Annotated in this window: 21 protein-coding genes and 4 pseudogenes; 12 read left to right on the plus strand and 13 right to left on the minus strand. The window is 62.0% G+C overall.

Annotation, left to right across the window (positions count from 1 at the left end; genetic code table 11):
- The first annotated feature begins 62 nt into the window (after window positions 1–62).
- Window positions 63–1235, plus strand: coding sequence for an iron-containing alcohol dehydrogenase (locus AC3WL8_RS31415; protein WP_492379585.1), 1173 nt, complete (start codon window positions 63–65; stop codon window positions 1233–1235).
- A gap of 348 nt (window positions 1236–1583) precedes the next feature.
- Here the strand turns inward: AC3WL8_RS31415 and AC3WL8_RS31420 are convergent, their stop codons facing one another.
- The gene (locus tag AC3WL8_RS31420) at window positions 1584–2015 is read right to left on the minus strand and encodes a DUF6130 family protein (protein ID WP_492379586.1); all 432 of its coding nucleotides are present in this window, start codon (window positions 2013–2015) and stop codon (window positions 1584–1586) included.
- Between the two features lie 313 nt (window positions 2016–2328).
- On the opposite strand from AC3WL8_RS31420, the gene AC3WL8_RS31425 reads away from it, so the two are divergent.
- Window positions 2329–3300 carry an alpha/beta fold hydrolase gene (locus AC3WL8_RS31425; protein ID WP_492379587.1) on the plus strand — a complete coding sequence of 324 codons (972 nt, stop codon included), beginning with the start codon at window positions 2329–2331 and terminating at the stop codon, window positions 3298–3300.
- Between the two features lie 68 nt (window positions 3301–3368).
- Here the strand turns inward: AC3WL8_RS31425 and AC3WL8_RS31430 are convergent, their stop codons facing one another.
- Window positions 3369–3866 (minus strand): winged helix-turn-helix transcriptional regulator, encoded by a 498-nt coding sequence (locus AC3WL8_RS31430; RefSeq protein WP_492379588.1) that lies wholly within the window; start codon window positions 3864–3866, stop codon window positions 3369–3371.
- A gap of 133 nt (window positions 3867–3999) precedes the next feature.
- On the opposite strand from AC3WL8_RS31430, the gene AC3WL8_RS31435 reads away from it, so the two are divergent.
- A complete protein-coding gene (locus AC3WL8_RS31435) occupies window positions 4000–5193 on the plus strand; it encodes an MFS transporter (RefSeq protein ID WP_492379589.1) in 1194 nt (397 codons plus the stop codon).
- A gap of 350 nt (window positions 5194–5543) precedes the next feature.
- On the opposite strand, the gene gorA is transcribed toward AC3WL8_RS31435, so the two are convergent.
- The 4 genes from gorA to AC3WL8_RS31455 form a co-directional block, all read right to left on the minus strand.
- Window positions 5544–6908 (minus strand): glutathione-disulfide reductase, encoded by a 1365-nt coding sequence (gene gorA, locus AC3WL8_RS31440; RefSeq protein WP_492379624.1) that lies wholly within the window; start codon window positions 6906–6908, stop codon window positions 5544–5546.
- Between the two features lie 168 nt (window positions 6909–7076).
- The gene (locus AC3WL8_RS31445; RefSeq protein WP_492379590.1) at window positions 7077–8081 is read right to left on the minus strand and encodes a LysR family transcriptional regulator; all 1005 of its coding nucleotides are present in this window, start codon (window positions 8079–8081) and stop codon (window positions 7077–7079) included.
- 18 nt (window positions 8082–8099) lie between these two features.
- A complete protein-coding gene (locus AC3WL8_RS31450) occupies window positions 8100–9398 on the minus strand; it encodes an FAD-dependent monooxygenase (RefSeq protein WP_492379591.1) in 1299 nt (432 codons plus the stop codon).
- Window positions 9399–9489: 91 nt separating this feature from the next.
- The gene (locus AC3WL8_RS31455; protein WP_492379592.1) at window positions 9490–10233 is read right to left on the minus strand and encodes a glutathione S-transferase family protein; all 744 of its coding nucleotides are present in this window, start codon (window positions 10231–10233) and stop codon (window positions 9490–9492) included.
- A gap of 292 nt (window positions 10234–10525) precedes the next feature.
- Here AC3WL8_RS31455 and AC3WL8_RS31460 point away from each other — a divergent pair, with 292 nt between their 5' ends.
- The 6 genes from AC3WL8_RS31460 to AC3WL8_RS31485 all read left to right on the plus strand — a co-directional run bounded on the left by AC3WL8_RS31460 (window position 10526) and on the right by AC3WL8_RS31485 (window position 16993).
- Window positions 10526–11869: an MFS transporter gene (locus tag AC3WL8_RS31460; RefSeq protein ID WP_492379593.1), complete on the plus strand. Its 1344-nt coding sequence runs from the start codon at window positions 10526–10528 to the stop codon at window positions 11867–11869.
- A gap of 26 nt (window positions 11870–11895) precedes the next feature.
- On the plus strand, window positions 11896–12987 hold the full coding sequence (locus tag AC3WL8_RS31465) for a porin (protein ID WP_492379594.1): 1092 nt from the start codon (window positions 11896–11898) through the stop codon (window positions 12985–12987).
- Window positions 12988–13057: 70 nt separating this feature from the next.
- Window positions 13058–13756, plus strand: a complete 699-nt coding sequence (locus AC3WL8_RS31470) for a fumarylacetoacetate hydrolase family protein (protein ID WP_492379595.1) — start codon at window positions 13058–13060, stop codon at window positions 13754–13756.
- A 13-nt stretch (window positions 13757–13769) separates the two neighbouring features.
- Window positions 13770–14408, plus strand: coding sequence for a maleylacetoacetate isomerase (gene maiA, locus AC3WL8_RS31475; protein ID WP_492379596.1), 639 nt, complete (start codon window positions 13770–13772; stop codon window positions 14406–14408).
- Between the two features lie 24 nt (window positions 14409–14432).
- Window positions 14433–15473, plus strand: coding sequence for a gentisate 1,2-dioxygenase (gtdA, locus tag AC3WL8_RS31480; RefSeq protein WP_492379597.1), 1041 nt, complete (start codon window positions 14433–14435; stop codon window positions 15471–15473).
- A 17-nt stretch (window positions 15474–15490) separates the two neighbouring features.
- A complete protein-coding gene (locus tag AC3WL8_RS31485; protein WP_492379598.1) occupies window positions 15491–16993 on the plus strand; it encodes a fumarate hydratase in 1503 nt (500 codons plus the stop codon).
- Between the two features lie 324 nt (window positions 16994–17317).
- On the opposite strand, the gene AC3WL8_RS31490 is transcribed toward AC3WL8_RS31485, so the two are convergent.
- From AC3WL8_RS31490 to AC3WL8_RS31515, 6 genes are all read right to left on the minus strand, one after another.
- The gene (locus AC3WL8_RS31490) at window positions 17318–18790 is read right to left on the minus strand and encodes an NAD(P)(+) transhydrogenase (Re/Si-specific) subunit beta (protein WP_492379599.1); all 1473 of its coding nucleotides are present in this window, start codon (window positions 18788–18790) and stop codon (window positions 17318–17320) included.
- Entirely contained in the window at window positions 18790–19113 is a 324-nt protein-coding gene (locus AC3WL8_RS31495; protein WP_492379600.1) for an NAD(P) transhydrogenase subunit alpha part 2, read from the minus strand. Before AC3WL8_RS31495 ends, AC3WL8_RS31490 begins: the two co-directional genes overlap by 1 nt.
- 70 nt (window positions 19114–19183) lie before the next feature.
- Complete coding sequence (locus tag AC3WL8_RS31500) at window positions 19184–20302, minus strand: Re/Si-specific NAD(P)(+) transhydrogenase subunit alpha (protein ID WP_492379601.1); 1119 nt, start codon at window positions 20300–20302, stop codon at window positions 19184–19186.
- Window positions 20303–20398: 96 nt separating this feature from the next.
- On the minus strand, window positions 20399–20926 hold the full coding sequence (locus AC3WL8_RS31505; RefSeq protein ID WP_492379602.1) for a TauD/TfdA family dioxygenase: 528 nt from the start codon (window positions 20924–20926) through the stop codon (window positions 20399–20401).
- Entirely contained in the window at window positions 20913–22226 is a 1314-nt protein-coding gene (locus AC3WL8_RS31510) for an MFS transporter (RefSeq protein ID WP_492379603.1), read from the minus strand. The genes AC3WL8_RS31505 and AC3WL8_RS31510 overlap by 14 nt, the downstream gene beginning before the upstream one ends.
- Window positions 22227–22282: 56 nt before the next feature.
- Window positions 22283–22486, minus strand: coding sequence for a 3-keto-5-aminohexanoate cleavage protein (locus AC3WL8_RS31515; protein WP_492379604.1), 204 nt, complete (start codon window positions 22484–22486; stop codon window positions 22283–22285).
- Window positions 22487–23070: 584 nt separating this feature from the next.
- Between AC3WL8_RS31515 and AC3WL8_RS31520 the strand changes: the two are divergent.
- From AC3WL8_RS31520 to AC3WL8_RS31530, 3 pseudogenes are all read left to right on the plus strand, one after another.
- Window positions 23071–23604, plus strand: a pseudogene (locus tag AC3WL8_RS31520) (plasmid pRiA4b ORF-3 family protein); the annotation flags it as partial.
- A 60-nt stretch (window positions 23605–23664) separates the two neighbouring features.
- Window positions 23665–24169 (plus strand): annotated as a pseudogene (locus tag AC3WL8_RS31525) (ISKra4-like element ISBte1 family transposase); the annotation flags it as partial.
- Between the two features lie 65 nt (window positions 24170–24234).
- Window positions 24235–24570: pseudogene (locus AC3WL8_RS31530) on the plus strand (ISKra4-like element ISBte1 family transposase); the annotation flags it as partial.
- Window positions 24571–24596: 26 nt separating this feature from the next.
- Here AC3WL8_RS31530 and AC3WL8_RS31535 read toward each other — a convergent pair.
- Window positions 24597–24890 (minus strand): annotated as a pseudogene (locus AC3WL8_RS31535) (ISKra4-like element ISBte1 family transposase); the annotation flags it as partial.
- Window positions 24891–25445 lie beyond the last annotated feature (555 nt).

A 25445-nucleotide genomic window follows, 5' to 3' on the forward strand; every position in this document is an offset into this window, starting at 1 on the left:
CGAACGCCTAGATGCACCCAGGCAAGGGTGATGCATTGATCAACCGAATGAGGAGAGGCAGTATGCGAAGCCGTGGAACCCATCTTTTCCCGATGATGGATCGGGTCATCTTTGGCAAGCCGGCAGGCGTCACGCTGGCGGCTGAAGCGGAACGGTTAGGCGCGAAGCGTGTTTTCCTGATTGTCAGTCGCACGCTGAATACCACTACGCCTGAGATTGGCAAGATCGCCGAAGCGCTGGGCGAGCGCTACGCGGGCGTGTTCGACGGTGTGGCGCAGCACACGACGCGCGAGGGCGCCATCCAGACCACGCGTGCAGCGCGCGACGCGGGCGCCGACCTGATCGTTGCGATCGGTGGCGGCTCCGTAGTTGACATTGCAAAGATTGCGACGCTCTGTCTCGAGCACAACATTACGGAAGAACAGGGACTCGACGGCTTCGAAGTGCAGGTCGACGAACAGGGGCGGCGCACGATCGCGAATTTCCGTGGCCCGACAGTTCGGATGATTGCAGTGCCGTCGACGCTGTCGGGTGGCGAGTACAACGCCGGCTGCCTCGTCACCGATGTGCGCCGCAAGCTCAAGCAGACGTTCTTTCACCCGAAATTCATGCCGCTCGCGATCATCCTGGACCCGAACCTGCTGCGCTACGCGCCGGAGTCGCTGTTGCTCGGATCGGGAACGCGGGCGATGGATCACGCAATCGAGGCGCTGTGTGCGAAAAACGGGAATCCGCTCGTGGATGCGGCGGTGCTGCGTGGCATCGGGCTGATGCGCGAGTGGCTGCCGCGCGCACGCGCCGACCGCGACGATATCGATGCGGCAACGCAATGCATGGTGGCTTCGTGGTTGTGCTCGTTCGGCCTCCAGGCACGCGTGCCGATGGGCGCGAGCCATGCGATCGGCCACGTGCTAGGTGGAACCTGCGACGTGCCGCATTTCCTTTGCACACCGGTGATGATGCCCGGCATTCTCGCGTACAACCAGCCGGTGACTGTCGATGCGCAAAAGGCGCTGGCAGCCGCGCTAGGTCAGCCCGACATGTCCGCGTCGGACGCCTTCAGGGCGTTCTGCAAGGCGCTTGACTTGCCGACGAGCCTGCGCGAGGTCGGTGTGGGCGCTGACCAGTTCGAGCTGATTGCGCGCAATACGATGACCGAGTTCTTCATCTTCAGCAATCCGCGTTCCGTCAAGGACCCAGCCGGCGTTCTGGAGATTCTGAAGCTGGCCGCGTAAGGCACGAAACTCGGCCACCGTGCACGGGTATCGGCCTAATCACTGATGACCGCGCCCGCACCCTCGGGGCGGTCGCCGATGAGCGGGCGGGATGTCCGCGTCCCCCGGATACTCATGCGGCGGCGCGGGTTTTGCTCAGCACAGCCCCGGCTTCGACGACGGCCATGACTAATCTCCTGCCGGATGGGGCGGCCTACATTCTCCGGCGTACCTTCGGCGAGCCATCTCTGGGCCTGCAGGGATTGCAGGCTTCGCTCGCGACAGCGGGCAGCTATGGAGAACCTCGCTGCCCATCGTGTCGGCCATCTTCTGTCGTATGGCCGGGCTTATATCAGGCAGTCCGTTGCATCAACGCTTGACGTCCGGCACCGTGACCGGGACGACTTCGCTGGCCAGAATCTTGTGGCTCGGGTCGGCCAGCTCGAGCCGTAGCTTGTGCGGACCGGGCGCAAGGCCTACCACAATGACGGGATCCTCGCTGGTATGGGCCCAGGTGCCGGGGCCGTTATCAACCGTCACATGCAGGTGTCCGATACGCGGCGAGATTTCGACGGCCGTCTTGCCGAAGACCGGCATGACGCGGAAATTTTCGGTTCGGAACTGCACAATCACCACTCCGCGGGCCAGCGGCTCGGGCAGCGGAGGGTAGGGGATCAACTTTGGCGCCGGCTCGGAGTTGAGCGGAAGAATAGCCGGCGGCGTCTGTGCCAGAGCACTTGCGCAGAGTGCTACGCCAGCTGCGGTCAGGCAAAGCTGTTTGAGTAGGGATAGGGAACGCATGGTGATGTCCTTCTTGTCGCAGGAGAGTTGCTCGATGCACGAATCCGCCGGGATTCGCGCGCATGTACGGACCAGACATGCGATGAAGGAAGTGTGCGCCTCGTTACAACAGCATGACTGTCTGCGAGACGAAGCTTGCGCGATGAAAGCCTTCCTGGCCAGTAGACGCATGTACGGGAATGTATCCGGAAGGAAGACGGATACTTGGTCGTACAAAACTGCGCCCGGGTCACCACTAGGCAGATACATGCCCGACCTTCAATGGTGCATATACGAGAGCTCTTGTACTTCTTGATACCAACCAGGTGAAGACATGATGACCCAATCCAAAAACCGTCGGCTGCTTGCCGTAGGTGCCATCGGAGCCATGGCAGTGGCACTGATGGCTGGTTGCGCGAGCATCGGGAATACGGCAAAAGCGGAACCCGAGATTGGGTATGTGCAGATCAATCCCAATATGAAGCTCAGGCGCTTGGTCGTGCACAACACCACGCCGAAGGGCACCGTGCTGTTCCTGCATGGCTTCCCCGAGACGATCTACGCCTGGAGGGACATTTCCACGGAATTGGGCAAGGACTACGAAATCCATGCCTTCGACTGGCCGGGTTATGGCGATTCGTCGCGGCCTTCAGCGGACAGGTTCTCCTATGCACCGCGGGACTACGCCAAGGTGCTGAAGGACTATATCAAGCAGACCGGGATCGACAAACGGAATCTGGTGATCTATGCGACCGACATCGGCGCTTTGCCCGCCTTGCTCGCAGCCATCGACGATCCTGCGATTGCGAAGCGCATCATCGTCGGCGACTTCGCGCCGTTCAACCGACCGCAATACATGCAGGAGCGACTGCAAGGCCTTAAGGAGCCGACGTCGGCGGAAGCGGTGCGGGCGGCCTTCAACAAGACGCGCGACGAGATTCTGCAGAATGCCTTCACGCGCGGCCTGCCTGCAGCGTCGCAATATGAGGTGTCACAGGAATTCAAGGCCGATATGGCGCGTGGTTGGTCAAACGGAACCCTGACGACCGCGGATGCTTTCTATCACTACTATTCACACTTCACCCGCGACGAGGATTACTTCGAGGGAAACCTGGCGAAGCTGAAGACCCCCGTCAAGGTAATCTGGGGCGAGCAGGACATCTACATCCGGAAAGAGATGGGCGAGGAACTTGCGAAACGCGCCGACCTGGAATTCGAACTGCTGCCGAACATCGGCCACTATCCACACCTCCAAAGCAAGGAAACTACCATTGCCGAGGTGCGCAGCGCTTTCGATGGGAAGTAGCTCCTAATTCCGGACCACCCGCCGGGCGCGTTTGCGCCGGCGGCTTTGCCAAGCCGAGAGTTCTTTAATTACTTGCCGAGAATGGCCTTGTTGCGCGCGTCGATCAGCTCGGCCGTTCGCTCCGTCGCGCCGTCGCCAGGCTCAAGACGCACGTCGCGCAAGCCCAGCGTGCGCGGACCCACGCGCAGCCTGACGGGTTCGACCGGCTCGCCGGTGCTGTCCTCGACGAGGCGGATGGGGGGCTGCCTCGCACCGCACCATTCGTCGCCCCATTGCATCAGCGCCACGATTATCGGATAAAGCGCCTCGCCCTTTTCCGTCAACCGGTACTCGGTGCGCCGTTCGTTGCCCTCGGCCACCACCTTCACCAGCACACCGTGCTCGATCAGCGTGTTCAGCCGCGTGGTCAACACGTTTCGCGCGATGCCCAGTCGGTTCTGGAAGTCGTCAAAGCGTGTCGTGCCCATCATGCACTCTCGCACGATAAGCAGGCTCCACCATTCGCCGACCTGCTCCAGCGCGCCCGCCACGGAGCAGTTCATCCCTGTGAAAGTCTTGCGATACATAAGCCATATCGTAGACGAAAAAGTTGCATGAGACAACTTAATGCGTTATCGTAAGTTTCATCAAGAAACTTTTACGGGCTGCGGCCCGGCAATTCCCCAACGGGCGGCTCTATGTGCCGCGAAGGACATTCACATGGATAAACGTCTTATCGTTCTGGCCAGCGGCATGTTCGCGATTGGCACGGACAGCTTCGTGGTTGCCGGGGTGCTGTCGCAGGTCTCGGCCTCGCTCGGCGTGTCGGTAGCGTTGGCTGGCCAGATGGTCACGCTGTATGCGATCAGCTATGCGCTGCTGTCGCCCGTCATCGCTGCGGCGGCAGCGCATTGGCCGCGAAAGCGGTTGCTGCTCACGGGCCTCGCGGTGTTCGTAGTGGGCAACGTGGTGACTGCCGTGGCGCCAAATATCGAACTGGTGCTGGCCAGCCGGCTGATCGCGGGCCTCGGCGCCGCCATGTTCAGCCCGACCGCGACGGCCACCGGGGCGTCGCTGGTGCCGCCCGAGCAGCGTGGCCGCGCGCTCGCCATCGTGATCGGCGGTCTGTCCAGCGCGACGGCCCTGGGCGCGCCGCTGGGCACCTTCATCGGCGGCGCGCTGGACTGGCGCGCGACGATGTGGTTCGTGGCAGCCGTCGGCACGCTAGCCGGGCTGGGCGTGGCCTGGCGCTTACCGAAGATCCCGACGCCGGCGGCTGTCAGCCTGTCGCGCCGCCTCGCGCCACTGGCGGATACCCGCGTGCTGCTAACGCTGCTGACCACCTGGCTGGTCTACGCGGGCCTCTTCCTCGTCTACACGTACATCGGCCTCAGCTTCGACCGGGCCACCGGCGGTGACTCGCGCGTGCTGGCAGCTTTGCTGCTGCTCTGGGGTGTGTCGGCGACGGCCGGCAATCTCGCCGCCGGCCGTCTGACCGACCGCTACGGCAGCCGCCACATCATCAATGCCGCCATCGTCGTGCTCATCCTCGACTTCGCACTGTTGCCGCTGACGTCGGCGTCGCTCGTGACCGCCGTGCCAGCGCTGATCGTCTGGGGCGTCTGCGGCTGGGGCTTGCTGGTCCCACAGCAGCACCGCCTTATCAGCATCACGCCGGCCGCCGCGCCGCTGCTGATGGGGCTAAACTCGGCGGCGATCTACGTCGGCGTATCGATGTCCGGCGTCATCGGCGGCGCGGCCATTACCTGGTTCGACCGTCATGCCCTCGGCGTCGTCGGCGCCGTCTTTATTGCGGTGGCGCTGTTCGTCGCCGAACGGGCGCGGCGGCGGATCGAGCGGCCGGAAGGGCAGCCGGCCGGCGTGGTAGCCGCAACGTCCGGCACGGCGCGCTAACACCCTGGAAGGAACCCGCCGGGCGCGCGTGGCACACCGCCGGATCGAACCGCCGACGAATCAACCGATGGATTGGCAGTAGGGCACCGCAGACAGGCAGAACGGCGGGGCCCGCGGGCGGCGTTGGCAATTGGGGGGTGGCGGTACTGGTCGGTTCGACTGGCACGCTGGTCGTAAGGCAGCGGCTTGACTGTTTGCCGCCTAGTGAAGTGTTTGCCCTTGGCTGAGACATTTTGTGGGATCCGAGGCGATCTCAGTTTGGCAGCGGCAACCCGTTTGAGACCGGACGGGTTGCATCATTCAGAAAAGTTTGGATGCGCACCGATATCGTCGGCCCCAATGGAGATTGATTACGCTGGCTCGGCAATTGCCGTTTTCATTGTGACGAACTCTTCGGCTGCCGTGGGGTGGATGCCCACGGTACTGTCAAACTGAGCCTTCGTGGCCCCCGCGCGCATGGCCACGGCAAAGCCCTGCACCACCTCTCCTGCGTCCTCGCCGACCATGTGTATCCCAACCACACGATCGGTGTCGGCGTCGACGATAAGCTTCATCAGCGTACGCGTCGCCCTTCCACTCAAGGTATGCTTCAAGGTACGAAATGTACTGCGGTAGATTGCTACCCGTTCGAAGCGGGCACGTGCTTGAGTCTCGCTCAGGCCTGCGGTCGCGATGTTCGGGTGAGTAAACACCGCTGTCGGAATGGCGGCGTAGTCCATGCAAAGCGTGTCGCTACCGAACAACCGGTCTATCAGCACAGTCGCTTCCCGCAACGCAACGGGCGTGAGTTGCACGCGGTCGATCACGTCGCCCACGGCATGGACGGACGGCACGCTCGTTTGAAAGCAGGCGTCGACCGCAATGGCGCCGTCGGGTGTCAGATCGACGCCGACCTCTTCGAGTCCAAGTCCAAATGTATTGGGCCTGCGGCCGGTCGCAAAAAGCACAGCATCTGTCACAATCGCCTGCCCGTTAGACAGTGCGACGATGCGGCGTCCAGCATCACTCTGTACCTGCTGCACCGTTGCGTCGAACCGAATCTCGACCCCATCAGCTGCCAATTCCGCTTGCAGGAATTCCCGGACGTCATCGTCGAAGCCGCTGAGCAGTCCGGTACCACGGTGAACCAATACCACCTCGGCACCAAGCGTCCGGAAGATCGAGGCGAACTCACAGGCGATATAGCCTCCGCCAACTACTAGCAACCGTCTTGGCACTTGAGGAAGATCGAACATGGCGTCCGACGTCAGGACCAGTTCCCGCCCGGGGATGTCGGGAAGGGTCGCGCTCGCGCCAGTTGCCACCAGCACATGCGCAGCCGTTACCGATTGATCGCCGATGACGACTGTGTGCGCATCGGCTAGCCGGGCACGACCATGCAGGATCTGGACACCGCTGGATGTGAGCATCTGCTCATAGACCCCATTGAGGCGAGCGATTTCTGCAGCGCGTCGATCCTTGAGTGTGGGCCAATCGAGATGCTGATCTGATGACAGTGCCCAGCCAAAGCCAGACGCCTCTGCGAAGGCATGCGCGTAACTCGCCGCATAGCTGTAGAGTTTTTTTGGAATACAACCCACATTGACGCAAGTCCCGCCCATGGCGCCTTGCTCCACCACGGCGACGCTTGCTCCGTGCCCCGCGGCCAGACGAGCGGCACGCACTCCGCCACTGCCACCGCCAATCACCAGCAAGTCAAAGTCGAAGGCCTGCAAGTCCTGCTTGAGTTGGTTCTGCATAAGAATCTCCGTGAGCGGTCAAACCGGCAATCGCAGCGAATGAGTATGTGGGATACCGACTATCGGTGATGGCAGAGCCATCCGGCAATGCCGCGCAGGCAAAGACGCTGATTCGTGCTTTGAATGACGGCCGCCGCGCCGTGGCTACTTGCCGAACAACGCCATGTTGACGCCGCGCAGCCAGCGATTGCCTGGGTCGCCATGCTGGCTGCGGTGCCAATGCTGTTTCACGTCGTAGCGGGGGAAATCGAAGGGCGGGGCGAGCAGGCGCAGTTCGCCGTGGTCGGCATAGACCTCGCCAATCGATTGACTCACGGTGGCAATCAAGTGTGTGGCGGCGACAACCTGAGGAACGCTGAGGAAATGGGGGCAGCGTAGCTGCGCATTCCTCTGGATGCCGTTTTCCCGCAAATATCGCTCTACGAGATCATGTGTACGGCTCTCAGATTGCACGACGACGTGGGCAGCTCGGCAGTATCGTTCGCGAGTTAGCTGCCTGGCAGCGAGAGGGTTATGACTTCCAGTCAGGCAGACAAAGCCGTGGGTGAACAGCCGTTGCTGGTACATGTCTGTGCCGGTGAGATCGGGCAAATGTCCCATGGCGAGGTCCACCTCACCGCGCTGCAGGCCTTCACCAAGTTCGCGCGGGCTCAACGATACGGTCACGACGCTGACGCGGGGCGCCACGCCAGCAAGATGGCGTAGCAGCCGAGGCAGAAACGTTAGCTCACCAATATCCGACATGGCAATAGTGAAGTTCCGTTTGCTCGACGACGGGTCGAACTGGGGGGTAACGAGAATACGCTCCCGTACTTCGGCGAGCATGTCTTGTATTACCGGCGCGATGTCGACGGCCCTGGCGGATGGCTGCATGCCGGCGTGGGCCTTGACGAAGAGCACGTCTCCCATCTGTTCGCGCAAGCGCTTGAGCGCGTGTGACAGTGCGGGCTGGCTGAGTCGGAGTTCCTCGGCAGCTTTTCCCAGATGGCGGTGACGCCATAGGGCGTCGAAGATGCGCATCAGATTGAGGTCGAACTGATCCATCCGCAGAATGCAGCAATCTGTCGCTGAGTCGATGCGCGCCGGTGCGCGCGGAAATAAAAATCCTGGCAGGCTCGCCACCGTGAAAGCCACATGCAGCGATGCCATCGGGGACGCGCGCGGAGCTTAACACACACGCGGCGGCTGAGCGGCGACGGATTGTTTCTCGGTGTTGCCGGCGACAACTTCCATGCCGTCTGCGGTACCGAGGCAACGGGGCGATGCATTCCATTGGCGCACATATGCCGGCGCGGTGAACAGCCATGCGAGGCGATCGTAGTACTCCGATGGCGTGCGTCCGGCAAAAACCGAATTGCGCACCAGGCGCTCGACCCCCCCGGCATGGTAGATCCTGTCTAGCATCAGCGATGAGATCTGGACGCGAGCCGACCGTACGATACGCACATCCTGATATCTCAGAAATGCCTGCTCGATGTTTCCGTCGGCAGCGTCCAACTCCGTGGCGAGCGAAAGCGCATCTTCAAGCGCCATGGCTGCGCCCTGCGCAATGTACTGCACCATGGGGTGTGCTGCATCCCCCAACAGGGTAACCCGACCGGCGGTCCAGTTTGCAGCGGGTGGGCGTTGACGGAGCACGTACCGCTGGAACTTCGGAGCCAGCGACAACACGCGTCTGGGTACATGGGACCAGTCCGCGAAAGCAGCAGCGGCTTCCTCGGTCGACGCCTCACCCTCAATCATTTCCCGCTCGCCGGTTCTGACCGTTGCGCCGATATTGAACTGGGTCCAGTCGCTCACCGGGTAGTAGATCAAATGAGCATCGGGGCCCGTCCACAACGTGGGGTAGGGATGCTGCAGATCACGCGGCATATGAGAAGCCGGTATCAGGGCGCGATAGATCACCGCGCCGATTGGTACCGGATCGCCATCGCCGATGAGTTGCTGGCGGATCCGGGAGTGGACGCCGTCCGCGCCGACAAGGGCGATTCCACGAAGAGTGGCACCGGAATCCGTGGTAAGCGTGACGACATTCTCATACTGCTCGTATCTGACAATCCTAGTATCCGTCCTCAGTTCGACAAGGGGGTGTCCCGCGCATGCCTCCAGCAAGGCATTATGCACGTCGGCACGATGTGCGACGGCGTAAGGATTGTCAAAACGCTGCAGGAACTCGCGGCCGCACGGGATGCCGCCAACAGGCTCGCCGCTGATGCCGTCCATCATCAGCATCTGCTCGATCAGTAGTGCCTGTCGCTTGATCTCGCCGCCGACCCCCAATGCGTCGAGCACTGACAGGGCATTTGGCGCGACCTGGAGCCCCGCTCCCACTTGGGCGAAGCGGGGCGCTTGTTCGCATACGAGTACTCGAAACTGCTTCTGCGCCAGCGCCAATGCGCATGCAAGTCCGCCGATGCCACCGCCAGCGACGATAACAGGCAGTTGGCTCCTGCTCAATTTGGTCATTAGAACCTCCTCCATCTCAAGACAATCAACTTGCCAGGGACCGCCACACGGGCCGCCACTCTGAGCCGTCCCGCGGGCGTTTGATTCAGGCTTACAGGGGACGGTAGGCAGCCGCGAACCGCTGGCTGTTGTCCGGGATGGCTTCGCGGTAAGCCGGTCGCTCCTTCGTTCGCGCAACCCAGTCCTTCAACGCCGGCTTGGTAGACCAGAGCCCTGACAGGTTCAACTCCTCAAGCCGGTCGATAAACGGAGCTGCCGCAATGTCAGCCAATGAGTATTCGCGACCACCGAGCCACCTGGCCTCGGTAAGGCGGGCCTCCATGCGCTCCAGGGCGCGACCCATAGTCTGGCGCGCAGCCTCGACCTTGTCGGCGTCGATCGGGGCGCGCGCCGCCTTAACGAGTTCTTCCGCGCGCGCCTTGTTGGGGTGGGCCTCGACCATGGCAGCGAGCTCGGCATCCGACCGCCGTGCCAGATCGGGACTCATCATCAACGCGAAGGTCGCCGGGCGGATCGCCGGGTGCAGAACGTCGTCTTCATATTTCACCCAGAAGCGTGCGCGAGCACGTTCGACCGGATCGACGGGCATCAGGCGAACTTCGGGAAAGATCTCTTCGAGATATTCGTTGATGAGCGTGCTTTCATGGATGGGGACGCCATCATGAACAAGCGTTGGCACCACCCCGTTTGGATTGAGGGCGAGATACTCCGGCCTGGTGTGCTCAAGCTTCATCAGGTCGACAAACCTACTTTCCCAAGGTAGCCCCTTCTCGGCGAGGCAAAGACGAACCTTGATCGAACAAAATGAGCGCCAATCGTGATACAGCGTCAGCATGTGAGTCTCCGTGTCCGGTTGAGGTGGTCGCAGCGTACGTGGACGTTTATCGCGTGGTCAATCCGCTAGTCCGTGAAAACGACGGGTACGCTGATCCTCTGGCGTCTTCTCGAGCTCAATTCCGGCGTCACGACTGGCTCGCAAGGAGATCATTCGACTTTTGAATAACGGTCTTTTGCCCCGTGCTATTGCCGCATGGTCGTACTTCGTCGATCGTGCAGTCCACGACGCGACGCAGGGCACAGAACGTCGGATTTCAATTGGATTCGTGAACCTTCCGGAGGATGGTTAAGTGAACACAGATATTCGAAGAACGATCGACGAGTCGCCCATGAGCGCACTTCAGACGATTGCCGTGACCGCCTGCATTGTGCTGAACATGCTTGACGGGTTCGATGTGTTGACCATGGCATTCACGGCGGCACGCTTGGCGCACGAGTGGCAACTGAATGGCAAAGAGCTTGGCATGCTGCTTAGCGCGGGGTTGATCGGTATGGGAGCCGGATCGATTCTGATCGCACCGCTTGGAGACAAACTTGGCCGTCGCAAACTTATCCTATTCTGTCTCTGCATTATCGGCAGCGGCATGCTCGCAAGCGCTTTCACGCAACACGTCACGCAACTTGCAGTCGCACGCCTGTATACGGGCCTTGGTATCGGCGGGATGGTCGCGAGCATCACAGTGATCGCCGGCGAGTATGCGTCAAACAAATGGCGTAGCACTTCGATTGTCATGCAGCACACCGGATATGCCGTCGGGGCTGCCATTGGTGGGGTGATTGCGGGTTACCTGCTATCTGTTGGGGGATGGCGTAGCGTTTTCGCTTTCGGCGGCATCGCTACGCTTCTGGCCATTCCCATGGCCTTCGCGGTGCTGCCCGAGTCGATCGACTTTCTGCTGGCCAAACGCCCTGCCGACGCGCTAACAAAAATCAATCAAACGCTTGTCAAGATGAAGCGCGCGCCGATTGCCGCATTGCCCACTGCGATCGCGGACACCATTGCCGCGGAAGCCTGGGAGGGTTGGTCTGCACTACTGAAGAGACCGCTTCTACCTCGGACGCTAGCCCTGTGGTTGGCGTTCTTTTTCGTCATCGGCAGCTATTACTTCGTTGCCAGCTGGACGCCCAAGCTTCTGGTCGAGTCAGGCCTGTCGGCTGAACAAGGCATTACCGGTGGGGTGCTACTAAATCTTGGAGGTATTGTCGGCTCATCGCTGTTCGGTCTGCTAGCGGCCAGGTTTGGTCTGCGCCCACTGCTCGTCGCAACACTGTTGGGTGGCGCCCTGCTCATGGTTGGCTTCGGTGCCAGCATTATGTCCCTCAAGATCGGCATGGGGATCGCCGTGCTGCTTGGCGCCGCGCTTACCGCGTCCGTTGCTGGGCTGTATGCCTTGTCTTTGACGCTCTATCCATCTCCGATCCGAACTACGGGAATCGGCTTTGCGGCTGGTATCGGCCGCATCGGCGGAATGCTTTCGCCAATCACGGTCGGAGTGTTGCTGGACATCGGGTGGACCATTCCCAACCTGTACTTCCTCTTTCTTCTACCCATGGCAGGTGCCGCAGTTGCAGTGGTCACTTCGCCCATACGGCTGCCAACGCAGCGTGATCGACGCGGTTCTATCGCGTCATAAAGAGAAGAACCACGAGGAGGAGACTCATGAAGTTCCATAAACTGGCGCTGGCATGTGCCGCCAGCATGCCGGCGCTCGCCTGCGCCCAATCGGCTACGCTTTATGGCGTAGTAGATAGTGGTGTCGAATACGTCAATCACGTCGGCGCCGCCAACAACAGTGTGGTTCGTATGAACTCACTGTCCGGCACCGTGCCATCCCGCTGGGGTCTGCGTGGGAGCGAGGATCTTGCCGGCGGAACAAAAGCTAACTTCGCGCTGGAATCCGGCTTCGCGCCAGACTCGGGGGCAAGCAATCAAGGCGGGCGTTTGTTCGGACGCCAGGCCTGGGTCGGACTTTCCGGCGGCTGGGGGCAAGTATCGCTGGGGCGTCAATATACGATGCTGTTCTGGGCGATGCTCGACGCGGACATTCTCGGCCCGAATTCGTTTGGTTCCGGCTCGCTGGACAGCTACATTCCCAATGCGCGTGCTGACAATGCCATTGCCTACAAGGGCAAGTTCGGAGGCCTGACAGTTGGGGCGACCTATAGCCTTGGGCGCGACGCAGTGAATGCGGGACCGAGTCCGGCGGGGACAAACTGTGCAGGCGAGAACCCGGCAGACCATTCTGCCTGCCGCGAGTGGTCGGTAATGGTGCAGTACGAAGCCAAGCAATTCGGCGTGGCCGCAGCCTATGACGCGATCCGTGGTGGACCAGGCGCGTTCGCCGGGCTGAATACCAGTGGGAAGTCCGACGAGCGCCTGTCACTCAGTGGGTATGCGCTATTGCAGAGAACGAAAATCGGCGTCGGCTGGCTGCGCCGCGACAATGAAGGAAGTCCCACAGGGTTGAGCGATCTTTGGTACGCGGGCGCGTCTCATGACCTGACGCCGAACACTAATGTCGCCGGTGAGATCTACTACCTGCGCTATCACGGTAACGGCAACAGCACGATCCTGTATGCAGTGCGCGCCGTCTACAACTTCTCCAAGCGTACTTCCGTCTACGGCACAGCGGGCTACATCAACAACTCCGGACAGATGGCGCTCTCTGTCAGCAGCGGGACGGCCGGGGCCAATCCTGGGCCGGGCGTGTCGCAACTTGGGGCCATGCTCGGCGTCAAGCATCTCTTCTGAATGCGGCTTCTGGCCGTCTATGATCTCCCCCGATCTCCATCGTGGTAAGAACAGCAATCTGGAGTTCCACATGACCTTCGTTATCCCTCCCATGCCTGCAGTCACGATTCCCGTCGCGGGTGGCAATGGACAATTCCCCGTGCGCCGCATCTACTGCGTGGGCCGTAACTATGCCGCGCATGTGCGCGAGATGGGCATGGACCCGAGCCGAGAGCCTCCTTTCTTCTTTTGCAAGCCGACCGATGCGATCGTCGTAGCACCGCCGGGCGGCGGCGTGCGAATCGCCTATCCGCCGGCGACCGAACAGCTTCACTTCGAGATCGAACTCGTAGCGGCCATCGGTCGTGCGGGACGCAACATACCGGTCGAGGAAGCTAATTCGTACATCTGGGGCTATGCGGTGGGCATCGATATGACGCGCCGCGATCTGCAGATCGCGGCGCGCGACCGCGGCCGACCCTGGGAGCTGGGAAAGGGGTTCGATCAGTCTGCGCCAATCTCGCCGCTGCACACTGCGCTGGAAGTCGGCCATCCCGCCGCCGGGGAAATCTGGCTGCAGGTCAATGGTCAGGACCGCCAGCGCAGCAACCTTGACAAACTGATCTGGTCGGTGCCGGAGATCGTCGCAAACCTGTCGAAATTCTTTGAACTGAAACCCGGAGACCTCGTCTTCACTGGCACCCCTGAAGGAGTCGGGGCGGTACACAGCGGGGAGGTTATGCGTGGGGGTGTCTCAGGCATCGCCGACATTGAAGTGCATGTAGCCTGAGCGCTGGCCGACCATGGATCTATATACCTTCTTCAACAGTTCCGCGGCGTATCGCGTTCGCATCGCCATGGCGCTGAAGGGCATCGCATGGCGGCACGTCGGCGTGAATCTGCGCGCCGGCGAGCAAAACCTTGGGGAATATCAGACACGCAATCCCAGCCGGTTGGTTCCGACGCTGCAGGATGGCGATAGAACCATTACGCAGTCAATTGCGATCATTGACTACCTCGATGCCAAGTGGCCGGTGCCACAGCTAATTCCCATCGACGGGTCGAGTCGTACACGGGTGCTGGAGGTGGCGCTCACCATCGCCTGTGATGTACACCCGTTGAACAATATGCGGGTGCAGAAGTACCTCAGCGACCCCTTGGGTATCGCCGACGCTGCGAAGGCCGAATGGATTGAGCATTGGCTGACCGCCGGCTTCAGCGCGTTGGAACCTTGCTTGCCTGCAAATGGCGGATGGTGCGTCGGGGACGCACCAACGCTGGCGGACTGCTGCCTGGTGCCACAGGTCGCCAACGCGCTGCGCGTGGCGTTCAGCCTCGACCCGTTCCCACGCGTTCGCCGGGTCTACGAACACTGCATGCGTCGCGAGGCATTCAGGGCAGCGGCGCCAAGTGCGCAGCCCGACTATGTTTCCGCCCACTGAAATTGATGCAGGAGGCATCCGATCGTGACTACCACCACCGCAGATTTGCAGACCCGACGTGATACGTTCTACCGTGAACTAGAGCCACACGCCATGGCTGCCCTCTGGACGCGCTTGCGCAAGCTTATTCCCTCGGAACCCACCCCGGCTGGCAGTGCGCACCGCTGGTCCTACGCCACGGCCCGTCCCTACCTGATGGAATCGGCGACGCTCATTTCGGCCGAGGAAGCCGAGCGGCGTGTGCTACTAATGGAGAACCCGGGCTTGCCAGGCTCCTCGCGCGTCACCAGCACGATGTATGCTGGCCTCCAGCTGATCCTGCCCGGTGAAGTCGCCCCCGCGCACCGCCATACCCAATCAGCACTGCGCTTCATCGTTGAAGGCTCAGGCGCCTACACGGCCGTGGACGGGGAGAAGACATATATGGAGCCGGGCGATTTTGTCATCACGCCAGCGTGGACCTGGCATCATCATGGCCACGAGGGCAGTGGGCCCATGGTGTGGCTAGATGGCCTCGATATTCCCATCGTGTCATTCTTCAACGGCGGCTTTCGCGAGGAGTTCGAGTCCGGCGAATCACCTGTCACCCGGCCCGCGGGCGATGCCATCGCGCGCTATGGCACCGGTCTACTGCCGGTGGGCTACAAGTCGTCCACGATGAATTCCCCGGTCTTCAACTATCCCTACGCGCGCACGCGCGAGGCGCTGTTCGCGTTGCCACACGCCGGCTCGCCCGATCCGCACACCGGTTACCTCATGCGCTATTCCAACCCGGTGGACGGCGGATGGGCCATGCCGACCATTGCAACCATGATCCGGTTGCTGCCAGCCGGCTTCGCGACGTTGCCGTACCGCTCGACGGAAAGCACCGTCTTCGTATGCGTGGAAGGCGGTGGCTATGCCGTGATCGGCGACCAGCAGTTCGAGATTGGGCCGCACGACATCATCGTAGTGCCGGGCTGGAGCCGTTACACGCTGCATGCGGATCACGACCTTGTACTGTTTTCATATTCGGACCGCGTCGCGCAGGAGAAGCTTGGCCTGTTCCGCGAGCAGCGCTTCTAAGGCGGGTGGCTGGCATCATGACTACGGTCGTTTTGTATGGGGACTTTGTCGACAGCATTGCAGCCGCACTGCAGTTTATCAGTCACTATCATCCGCCTGGCTATATCCGGCACCTCGCGCAGGCTTACGAGCGCGAGGCCAGCCAGCCGGCCAAACAGGCAATCGCCCAGATCCTGATCAACTCACGGATGTGCGCAGAGGGCAGGCGTCCGATCTGTCAGGATACCGGCATCGTCAATGTATTCTTACGCGTCGGCATGGAAGTTCGCCTCGGCGGATTTCCGGCGAGCGTTGTCGATGCGGTCAATGCAGGCGTACGCCGTGCCTACCGTGATCCGGACAATACGCTGCGTGCGAGCATCGTCGAAGATCCGCTGTTCGGGCGGCGCAACACCGGCGACAACACACCTGCGGTCGTTCATGTTGAACTCGTGCCCGGCAACACCGTCACGGTCGACTTGATGGCCAAGGGGGGCGGCAGCGAGAACAAGAGCAAGTTCGCGGTGCTGATGCCCAGCGACTCTGTCGCGGACTGGGTCGTCAGCATGGTGCCATCCATGGGTGCCGGCTGGTGTCCCCCGGGGATGCTTGGTATCGGGGTTGGTGGGACGGCCGAGAAAGCCATGCTGCTGGCCAAGCAGAGCCTCGCGAATCCGCTCGACATGCTTGATATCCAGTCTCGCGGTCCGCGTAATGCATTGGAAGCGCTGCGCATCGACATTCATGATCGCATCAACGCTCTCGGCATCGGGGCACAGGGTCTTGGCGGATTAACTACCGTGCTCGACGTCAAGATCGCCACCTACCCAACACATGCCGCAAGCATGCCGGTCGCTGTCGTGCCGAACTGCGCGGCAACCCGGCATGCGCAATTTGAACTCGATGGTAGTGGCCCGGCCATGCTCACGCCACCGTCCTCCGACCTGTGGCCGGATCTGCCATTTCCGGACGGTACTGAGAGCCGCAGGGTCGACCTGAACACACTGACTCGAGAGGAAACAACGACCTGGCGTGCTGGCGAGACTCTCCTGCTTTCGGGGCGAATGCTGACCGGACGTGACGCCGCGCACAAACGCATCGATGAAATGCTCGCGCGTGGCGAGTGCTTGCCGGTTGACTTCCGGAATCGCATGATCTATTACGTCGGCCCCGTTGATCCAGTGCGCGATGAGGTAGTGGGCCCTTGTGGCCCGACCACATCGACAAGAATGGACAAATTCTCGGAACGCATGCTCCCATCCACCGGCCTGCTCGGCATGATCGGCAAGGCCGAGCGCGGACGGGCCGCGATCAGTGCGATCGTGGCGAACCGCTGCGTCTACCTGGCGGCCACCGGGGGCGCCGCATATCTGATCTCCAAGGCAATAAGATCTGCCCGCATCCTTGCGTTTGGCGATCTCGGCATGGAAGCCATCTACGAGTTCGATGTGGAGAACCTGCCCGTGGTCGTCGCCGTGGATACCAGTGGCAATAGCATCCACGAAAGCGGACCGCGCACTTGGCGCATGGCGGTGGCATGACATAGACGCTTCAAAAGAACACCGTGTCATTGGAGGCTACAGCTGCGGAGGACCTGCCGAACGACCCGAATGAGGGAATGACTATAGCTTGCATCCAACTGAGCGCCAGGTTCAGGGCGGACTGGCCGCGCCGCAGCGTGGCGAGTGTGCCTGCGGGTACTTGCCGACGTTGATATCGCGATCCGGATTGTCCGGTGGTCGACATGGATCTTTGGGCCGCCGGAAATCGGCAGGCACAAGGGGCGGGAGGGGCGGTGGCTTGCACTGTCGCTTGCATGAATGGTCATCCTGCGATCAGAACGTACCATCGCCCGTGTTTGGGTGTCAGATCGCCTTGAACATTTCCTCGACCACCTTCTTGGCGTCGCCGAACACCATCATGGTCTTGTCCATGTAGAACAGCTCATTGTCCAGGCCGGCGTAACCGGCCGCCATCGAACGCTTGTTGACGATGATGGTCTTGGCCTTGTACGCCTCCAGGATCGGCATGCCGGCGATCGGCGACTTCGGATCGGTCTTGGCCGCCGGGTTCACCACGTCGTTGGCGCCGAGCACCAGCACCACGTCGGCCTGGCCGAACTCGCTGTTGATGTCTTCCATCTCGAAGACCATGTCGTACGGCACCTCGGCTTCGGCCAGCAGCACGTTCATGTGGCCCGGCATGCGGCCCGCCACGGGGTGGATCGCGTACTTCACGGTCACGCCCTTCTCGTGCAGCTTCTCGGTCAGCTCCTTCAGGGCGTGCTGAGCGCGCGCCACCGCCAGACCATAGCCCGGCACGATGATCACGGTCTCGGCATTGCCCATCAGGAAGGCCGCATCGTCAGCGGAGCCCGACTTCACGTTGCGCTGGGCCTGCGCCCCGGCCGCGCCGGCCGCGGCCGCGTCGCCGCCGAAGCCGCCCAGGATCACGTTGAAGAATGAGCGGTTCATCGCCTTGCACATGATGTACGAGAGGATCGCACCGGACGAACCCACCAGCGAGCCGGCGATGATCAGCATCGGGTTGTTCAGCGAGAAGCCGATACCGGCTGCCGCCCAGCCCGAGTATGAGTTCAGCATCGACACCACGACGGGCATGTCGGCACCGCCGATCGGAATGATAATCAGCACGCCGAGCACGAAGGCGATGGCCAGCATCAGGAGGAACGGCAGCCATTCCTGCGTCAGGAAGAACGCAATGCCAAAGCCGACCATCGCCACGGCCAGCGCCAGGTTCAGCATGTGCTGCCCCGCGAACACCACCGGCGCGCCCTGGAACAGGCGGAACTTGTAGCGCCCGGCCAGCTTGCCGAAAGCGATCACTGAACCCGAGAACGTGATGGCGCCGACGAAGCAGCCGATGAACAGTTCGATGCGGTTGCCCGTCGGAATCTCATGCGAGCCCGCCGGCGCGATGCCGAAGGCCGACGGTTCGGCCACCGCAGCCACCGCGATGAACACCGCCGCGAGACCGATCAGCGAGTGCATGGCCGCGACCAGCTCGGGCATCTTGGTCATCTCGACCTTCTTCGCCACATAGGCGCCGATGCCGCCGCCCACAACTAGCGCGCCGAAGATCAGCGCCAGGCCCGACTCGACCGAGGACTGAGCCGTGCCGGCCGCGAGGAACTCGTTCTTGAGCTTGATGATCAGCGCCAGCGTCGTGACCACGGCAATGGCCATGCCGATCATGCCGAAGGCATTGCCCTTGCGGGCCGAAGCCGGGTGCGAAAGCCCCTTGAGCGCCTGGATGAAGCAGACCGAGGCGATCAGGTAGAGTAGGGTGACAAGGTTCATGCTGACGAGTTCGGTCATCACGCAGCCTCCTTGGCACTGGCCTTGGCCTTCGGCTCTTTCTTCTTGAACATCTCCAGCATGCGCTGGGTCACCAGGAAGCCGCCGAACACGTTGACGGCGGCCAGCGCCACGGCCAGCGTGCCCATCACGCGGCCGGTCGCGTCTTCGGTCAGGCCGGCGGCCAGCATGGCGCCGACGATGACGATGGCCGAGATCGCGTTGGTCACCGCCATTAGCGGAGTGTGCAGGGCTGGCGTGACCGTCCAGACCACGTGGTAGCCGACGTAGATCGCCAGCACGAAGATGATCAGGTTGATCACCGTGTGATTGATCATTTCCATTGAGGTTTCCTAATTTCCTCTTGTTTGCTCCCCCTCCATTCCTGCGCGAGGCGGGAGGCCACTGCGTCGATTAGCTGGCCAGTGCAGCTTCTTCCTGCCCAGTCATCAAACAAGCCGCCACGATGTCATCCTGCTTGTCAATTACGAGCTTGCCCTCCTTGTCGATGATCAACTTCAGGAAATCGAGCACATTTCGCGCATACAGCGCCGACGCATCGGCAGCAACCATTGAAGGGAGGTTGGTGTAGCCAACGAGGGTTACGCCGTGCCGCTCGACCACTTCATCTGCCACCGTCAACGGGCAGTTGCCACCCTGCGCGGCAGCCAGGTCCACGACCACCGAGCCCGGCTTCATCTGCTGCACGGTGGCTTCCTGCAGCAGCACCGGCGCCTTGCGGCCGGGAATCAGCGCGGTGGTGATGACGATGTCGGCTTCGATGGCACGTCGGTGAACCAGTTCGGCCTGGCGGCGCATCCAGTCGGGCGGCATGGGGCGGGCATAGCCGCCGACGCCCTGCGCGATCTCGCGTTCTTCATCGGTGACGAATGGCACGTCCAGGAACTTGCCGCCGAGAGATTCGATCTGCTCCTTGACGGACGGACGCACGTCCGAAGCCTCGATCACCGCGCCCAGGCGCTTGGCCGTGGCGATGGCTTGCAGGCCGGCCACGCCTGCTCCCAGGATCAGCACGCGTGCGGCCTTCACGGTGCCGGCGGCGGTCATTAGCATCGGCATGAAGCGCTGATAGTGGTGCGCGGCCACCAGCACGGCCTTGTAGCCGGCGATATTGGCCTGCGACGACAGCACGTCCATGCTCTGTGCACGCGAGGTGCGCGGCGCGGCTTCCAGCGAGAAGGCGGTGATGCCGGCGGCCGCCATGCGTGCCTTGTTCTCGGTGTCGAAGGGATTGAGCATGCCGACCAGCGCGGTGCCGGGCTTCATCGCGGCCAGTTCCGCAGGCTCCGGGCCACGCACCTTCAGCACCAGCGCGGCGCCGAACGCGTCGGCGGCGGTGCCGATGCGGGCGCCGACGGCCTCATAGTCGGCGTCGGGCAGGCTAGCACGCGTGCCGGCACCGCTTTGCACGATGACGTGGTGGCCTTGGGCGATGTATTTCTTGACGATCTCCGGTGTCGCGGCAACACGTGCCTCTCCCGGCCGGATCTCAGTCGGGATTCCGATCTGCATGGCGATTCTCCATATGTCCCCGTGGCGCCAATAGCCAGTCGTGCAGTGGCCGCCTCGGATCAGGGGGGCGTGCCAGGCTGTCTGCCCGGCACGAGGTCAAGCGGGGCGCATTACGCGGGGATTTCGCCTTCCAGCGTCAACCGGCTGAGCACATACTCGGCGGGGCCGTAGTCGTGCACCGCGTAGCATGGTGCTGCGGTTGTCCCACATCAGCGCATTGACTTCCTGCCACATGTGGCGGCAAACGTTTTCCGACGTGGTGGAGTGCTCGCCCAGGAAGTCGAGCAGTGGACGGCTCTCGGTTCCGTTATGTGCTCTATGCACACGGCGTTGTCTGGGTGACCCATCTACCGCGACTTGCGGCCCGCTGCCGGATGCGTGCTGGAGCAGCTGGACGTGTATCTCAGAACCTCGACAATGCGCTGCATGGTGGACGACAGGCGCTCCTAAGCGGAGTACTTGTTGCACCACATCTTGTCGCCGTCCGTCGTGAGGACGACGCTCGACAGAATGGAGATCTTCAGCGGCATCGACGCCGACTCCCGCCAGAGTAAAGGTCGCCAAAGGGCTAAATAAAATCGCTGGATTCTCCATGGCATGGCTCCCGTCTTCACAACTTGCCATTGATGCGAGCGGCGTCCCGCGTGGGGTTGACTGTCAGCAGGGCAATCACGGCGCATACCAGCGATAGCGCGCCGAAGATCTGGAAGGCCAGTGTGAAGCCGGCGGCGGCCGATGACGCGTCGACAAGCCTGCCTGTTAGGTAGGGCCCGAGCCCGCCCGCAAGTGACATCATGGCCAGGAAGACGCCCAGCGTACCTGCCATCTGCCGCGGCGGAGCGATCTGCGAGATCGCGGCGTTCAGAAGGGGGAAGACGATCGTTCCCATACCGTACCCGACGGAGACAACCAGTACAGCGAGCGCGGGGTCCTTGACGTAGGGAAGTGCGACCAGAGCCACGCCGCAGAGCAGCAGACCGATGGCGGGCAGCACACCGCGCAAGATGCGCGTACTTGCGCGCCGAGCGATCAACCGGTCACTGACCAGCGTCGACAGCAACATGGCGATCAGCGCGGCGATGCTGGGAAACCCGAACATGGCCCCTGCCTGCAGCCTGGAGTAGCCAAGACCCATTTCGAAATACGATGGCAGCCAGGTCAGCATCATCGTTAGCACGGCATACATGGCAAACACCGCCGCGAGGGCACCGAGGAAGGTGGGAGTGCAGAAGATCACAGTCCAGCGGACCCCGGGTTGTTGCACTTTGTCGCCAACTCCGGGGCGTTTTCCTTCGCGCTGCTCACCATACGGACCATCACGCCAGGTGAAAAGCCAGATGGCACACCACACCACGCCGACGGCGGCGAGTACCAGGAAGGCGGCCCGCCAACCCCAGGCCACAATGACAACGGTCAGCGCTGGCGCCAGGACGATCTTGGCGATGGATATAGCCCCTGCGACGAATGCTCCGGGCAGACCCCGCTTCTCCACGGGATGCCACGAATACACCCCGGTGTAGATAAGCGCGCTGGCCGGTCCTTCGCTCAACCCCAGCGCGATGCGGCTGATCAGCAATACGCCGAAATTCGCAACCAGCAGCAGCGGAAGCATGCAGGCTGCCCACACGACAGCCAGCACAACCAGCGAGTAGCGCACTGGAATCCAGTGATTGACGGGGCCTGCGAGGAAACCGCCGATCGCATAGGAGAGAAAAAAGGCGCTTCCGACCAGGCCGATCTGAGACGCGGTGAGATGAAGCTCCTTTGCGAGGGGTTGGGCAACAAGCCCCAGCACGGCCTTGTCCGCCGCGTTGATGACGAAGAGAAAAACCAGCAGCGCAGTAAAACCCCACGCCTGGGCCCGGGACTCCTGCTGCTCACGACCTGCGGAGGTCGGCACTACGCTTGCGTTGACTGCAGTCATGTCATGGATCCTTTCCAGCCAGTTGGGACGACGCCTGGCGCCGCCCGCCGGCCCGATCATCGAGGTTGGAGGACGAGGATGGAACGTGCCTGATCGGAGGTTGCCACTTTCCCGCCGATGCTTTTGATGGTGCTGGCAGCGTGTTTGACCAGATCCGCGTTGCCTGCCGCGAGTTCCCCCGGCGTCACTGGCACCGCGGGGTTCAGCCGCGGCGAGTCTTCGGTTCCCGTCAGTGCGCAAGTGATGATTGTCTTTTCCATCGAATACTTGGTCAGGGATGAATGTTTGCACTGTGGCGAATGGGGTCGCACTGCGGCCTCGCGCCTTGAGCGGACGTTGTCCGCTAGGTGTCCTGATCACTTTGGGCCCTGGCAGGTAGAGCACCGTCATGCCAGGGCGAGCGACAAATTATAACGCTGTTAATATTGGAGTCAATAAAAATCCCAACGTTATATATGCATGTCATGCGTATTCGACTTATCACTCACAACCGAAACTTAACGGTGTTACCGGCTTGCTGCGCACGGGGCACGCGCGCATTGCCCCCTCTGAACCCAGTCACAACGCAGGCCGCAGCAGGGATGGGGCGCGGCCTATTCGGAGGCAGCCTGGTGCGGCAGCACTGATGATCTGGGCCGCGCAGCCGCCGTAGACCATGAGGGAAGGGGGCCCGGACAGTGCCTTGATGCTGGGGTAGGAGACCGGGCCAAAACGGGGGCTGACGACCTGGACCTCAACTGAGAGGCCAATGAGGCACCTACAATGCGCGCATGACTTCTGATCCTGGGCCGGCGATCTCCGTCCTTCAACTTCGCATTGCTCTGCGCGGCCTGAGCCCGCGGTCTGGCGTCGCGTGCTCGTTCCAGAGCATGGGACGCTCGGGCAATTGCATCATGTCATCCAGGTCGTCATGGGCCGGGCCGACGAACATCTGCACACGTTCAGCATTCGTGGCAAGCGTTACGGCGAAGCTCATGAGGGCGTCTTGCAGTTCTGCACAGTCGCAAACGAACTGCCGCTGACCGCGTTTCATCTCCGCGAACACGAAGGCTTTGTCTACGTGTATGACTTCAACGCGTGGTGGCGCCACGAGATACGGATGGAGCGGCGTATGCTGCGGCAACGGCCTGGCCAGTTGCCCCGTTGCGTGGCGGGTTGCGGGCCTTGCCCACCCGAGGACATTGGCGGGATCGAGAGGTATCTGGAGGCAAGGGACGAACACAGTGAATATGAATTCCTCGAGTGGATCGAGTCGCTGCGCGAGCGGCCTATCGTGTTGGAAGACCTACGCGACGAGGTCGACCGGTGGCTGACTTGGCTGGATCGTCGCTTTGACCGTCAGACCGTCAATGATCGGTTGCGAGAGTTCGAGGGGTAGACTGGTCGCCGCAGCTTCCACGGGAGGAGGGCGGCCATGCGTATCAGCTTGTAAGTCGTAGTGCAGGACGATGGAGGCGTGCCAGCCACCGTCACCGAAATCGCCCAGTTCGAGAGAGACCGCCTCGATGTGGGCTCGCTGGGGCTGCACCTAGCGGAGGCGAAATCATTGCTGGGTCGGCTGCAGCGCACGATGGTTGCGGCACAGGTTGCCGAGGCAGTTGCCCGGACCAGCGTGTGTCCCACGTGCGGGGCGCAGTTGGCTTGCAAGGGCCACCATCACCTGGTATTTCGTAGCGCGTTCGGGCGACTGTCGATCGACAGTCCCAGGCTGTACCCCTGCCGGCGGTGCCAAGGCGACGCCCCCACCTTCAGGCCGGTCGCCAACTGCTTGCCCGAGCGGGTCAGCCCAGAACTGCAGTATCTCGAGGTCAAGTTTGCAGCGTTGATGTCGTATGGCCTGACCATCAACGTTCTGCAAGAGGTATTGCCGCTGGAGCATGTGCTGGCAGCCAGCTCAATCCGGCGCCAGGTCACCACGCTCGGTCGCCGACTAGAAGCGGAACAGGCCACCGACGCCCGGCAGCAGGCGGAGGTGGCGAGCGTCCGCTCGCCTCAGATCGCCGAGCCCAGTCCGATCCGCGCGGTCGGCACTGATGGCGGCTACCTGCGGCGGGCTGGCCACCGGCGCCGCCAGGATGGCTGATTTGAAGTGATCGTCGGGAAGTCCCTACGGGATCAAGATGCCGGCCATAGCTTTGGCTACGTGCACAAGCTGGAGCGCCGACCGGCCGATCGTATGTGGAACTTCCTGCAACAAGAAGGTGTGCAACCCAGTCAGCCGGTCACCTTCTTGTCGGACGGCGGGGATACCGTACGGTTTGCCCAGCTCGGCTTTGGTGACCGCGGTGACTACGTTCTCGATTGGTTCCACATCGCCATGCGGGTACAGAATCTCGAGCAGATGAGAGACCGCGCCAAAACGGGGGCCGACTAAGCGGCAAGGCGGTGGTTTTCGTCCCGGGCGATGGACGGATACCATCGTTCAACGTAAGACCGGAGCTGGTTATTGAGTACGGCAGTCCTGATTTGCAGCAGATTGTGCGCGTTCCGAGGCCGCCAGGCCATCTGCTGCCGTTTGACGAACCGCTTGCTGACCACCTGATTGACGGCCGACTCGACAAAACCTGATGCAATGGACTCCCCATGCCGATAGCGGTCACCGTAGTTAACGATGAAGTGTCGGTTGTTGTCGAGGTAGACAATGAACTCCTCGAGCTGATCAAGGGCCGGCCGGCACATAGCGATGGCCCCAGCAATACCGCATTGATCAAGACACTGCATGGCGCCAAGTGGCACTTGTGGCACGGCTGCCCCTTTCCAGCGTTGCGCCGCCGGGAAAGCCTGAGCTGGGATCTGGACCCTGAGGCCAGCCCCGAGGAGGGCAAACTTCTCGGCAAGCTGATCCGGCGTGCGGATCGCCGGATGGCCCGCGACGCGGGGTGCGCCGAACTGGCGCATCGGTTGGGCGGCAGGCACGCTGCGATGAAGCCCGGCGTCGTCGGTCGCACGCTCGGCTGGAGGCTCGCATCGCCAGCCGGCGTCCGTCCTGCCGTGCGCGTCGTGGCCACAGCCCGCTCCAACCGCGCGCGCCGGGGCTGCCTCGGGTTGAACGGACGGTCTCCGGTCGGGCACCAACAGACGGTCGCGTTCGACGGCCCCCCGCGTTGGGCTCAGGGACGGTGTGCGAGAATACGCCGCGGCCAAAAGCGGGACTCGCTCCGGTCGCGACAACACAATGCGGAGACGAGATTGTCCAAAGAGCTACTGGTCGGCCTGGTA

The organism is Cupriavidus sp. FW305-F7 (assembly GCF_058782875.1).

Excerpts from the sequence above, each read along its gene's own strand:
- AC3WL8_RS31450 (WP_492379591.1), bottom strand. The coding sequence starts at position 9,398 with ATGACCAAATTGAGCAGGAGCCAACTGCCTGTTATCGTCGCTGGCGGT.
- AC3WL8_RS31490 (WP_492379599.1), bottom strand. The coding sequence starts at position 18,790 with ATGACCGAACTCGTCAGCATGAACCTTGTCACCCTACTCTACCTGATC.
- AC3WL8_RS31435 (WP_492379589.1), top strand. The coding sequence starts at position 4,000 with ATGGATAAACGTCTTATCGTTCTGGCCAGCGGCATGTTCGCGATTGGC.
- maiA (WP_492379596.1), top strand. The coding sequence starts at position 13,770 with ATGGATCTATATACCTTCTTCAACAGTTCCGCGGCGTATCGCGTTCGC.
- AC3WL8_RS31430 (WP_492379588.1), bottom strand. The coding sequence starts at position 3,866 with ATGTATCGCAAGACTTTCACAGGGATGAACTGCTCCGTGGCGGGCGCG.
- AC3WL8_RS31500 (WP_492379601.1), bottom strand. The coding sequence starts at position 20,302 with ATGCAGATCGGAATCCCGACTGAGATCCGGCCGGGAGAGGCACGTGTT.
- AC3WL8_RS31495 (WP_492379600.1), bottom strand. The coding sequence starts at position 19,113 with ATGGAAATGATCAATCACACGGTGATCAACCTGATCATCTTCGTGCTG.
- AC3WL8_RS31465 (WP_492379594.1), top strand. The coding sequence starts at position 11,896 with ATGAAGTTCCATAAACTGGCGCTGGCATGTGCCGCCAGCATGCCGGCG.
- AC3WL8_RS31455 (WP_492379592.1), bottom strand. The coding sequence starts at position 10,233 with ATGCTGACGCTGTATCACGATTGGCGCTCATTTTGTTCGATCAAGGTT.
- AC3WL8_RS31485 (WP_492379598.1), top strand. The coding sequence starts at position 15,491 with ATGACTACGGTCGTTTTGTATGGGGACTTTGTCGACAGCATTGCAGCC.
- AC3WL8_RS31415 (WP_492379585.1), top strand. The coding sequence starts at position 63 with ATGCGAAGCCGTGGAACCCATCTTTTCCCGATGATGGATCGGGTCATC.
- AC3WL8_RS31420 (WP_492379586.1), bottom strand. The coding sequence starts at position 2,015 with ATGCGTTCCCTATCCCTACTCAAACAGCTTTGCCTGACCGCAGCTGGC.
- AC3WL8_RS31445 (WP_492379590.1), bottom strand. The coding sequence starts at position 8,081 with ATGGCATCGCTGCATGTGGCTTTCACGGTGGCGAGCCTGCCAGGATTT.
- AC3WL8_RS31510 (WP_492379603.1), bottom strand. The coding sequence starts at position 22,226 with ATGACTGCAGTCAACGCAAGCGTAGTGCCGACCTCCGCAGGTCGTGAG.
- AC3WL8_RS31515 (WP_492379604.1), bottom strand. The coding sequence starts at position 22,486 with ATGGAAAAGACAATCATCACTTGCGCACTGACGGGAACCGAAGACTCG.
- AC3WL8_RS31425 (WP_492379587.1), top strand. The coding sequence starts at position 2,329 with ATGATGACCCAATCCAAAAACCGTCGGCTGCTTGCCGTAGGTGCCATC.
- AC3WL8_RS31470 (WP_492379595.1), top strand. The coding sequence starts at position 13,058 with ATGACCTTCGTTATCCCTCCCATGCCTGCAGTCACGATTCCCGTCGCG.
- AC3WL8_RS31505 (WP_492379602.1), bottom strand. The coding sequence starts at position 20,926 with ATGGCAAGTTGTGAAGACGGGAGCCATGCCATGGAGAATCCAGCGATT.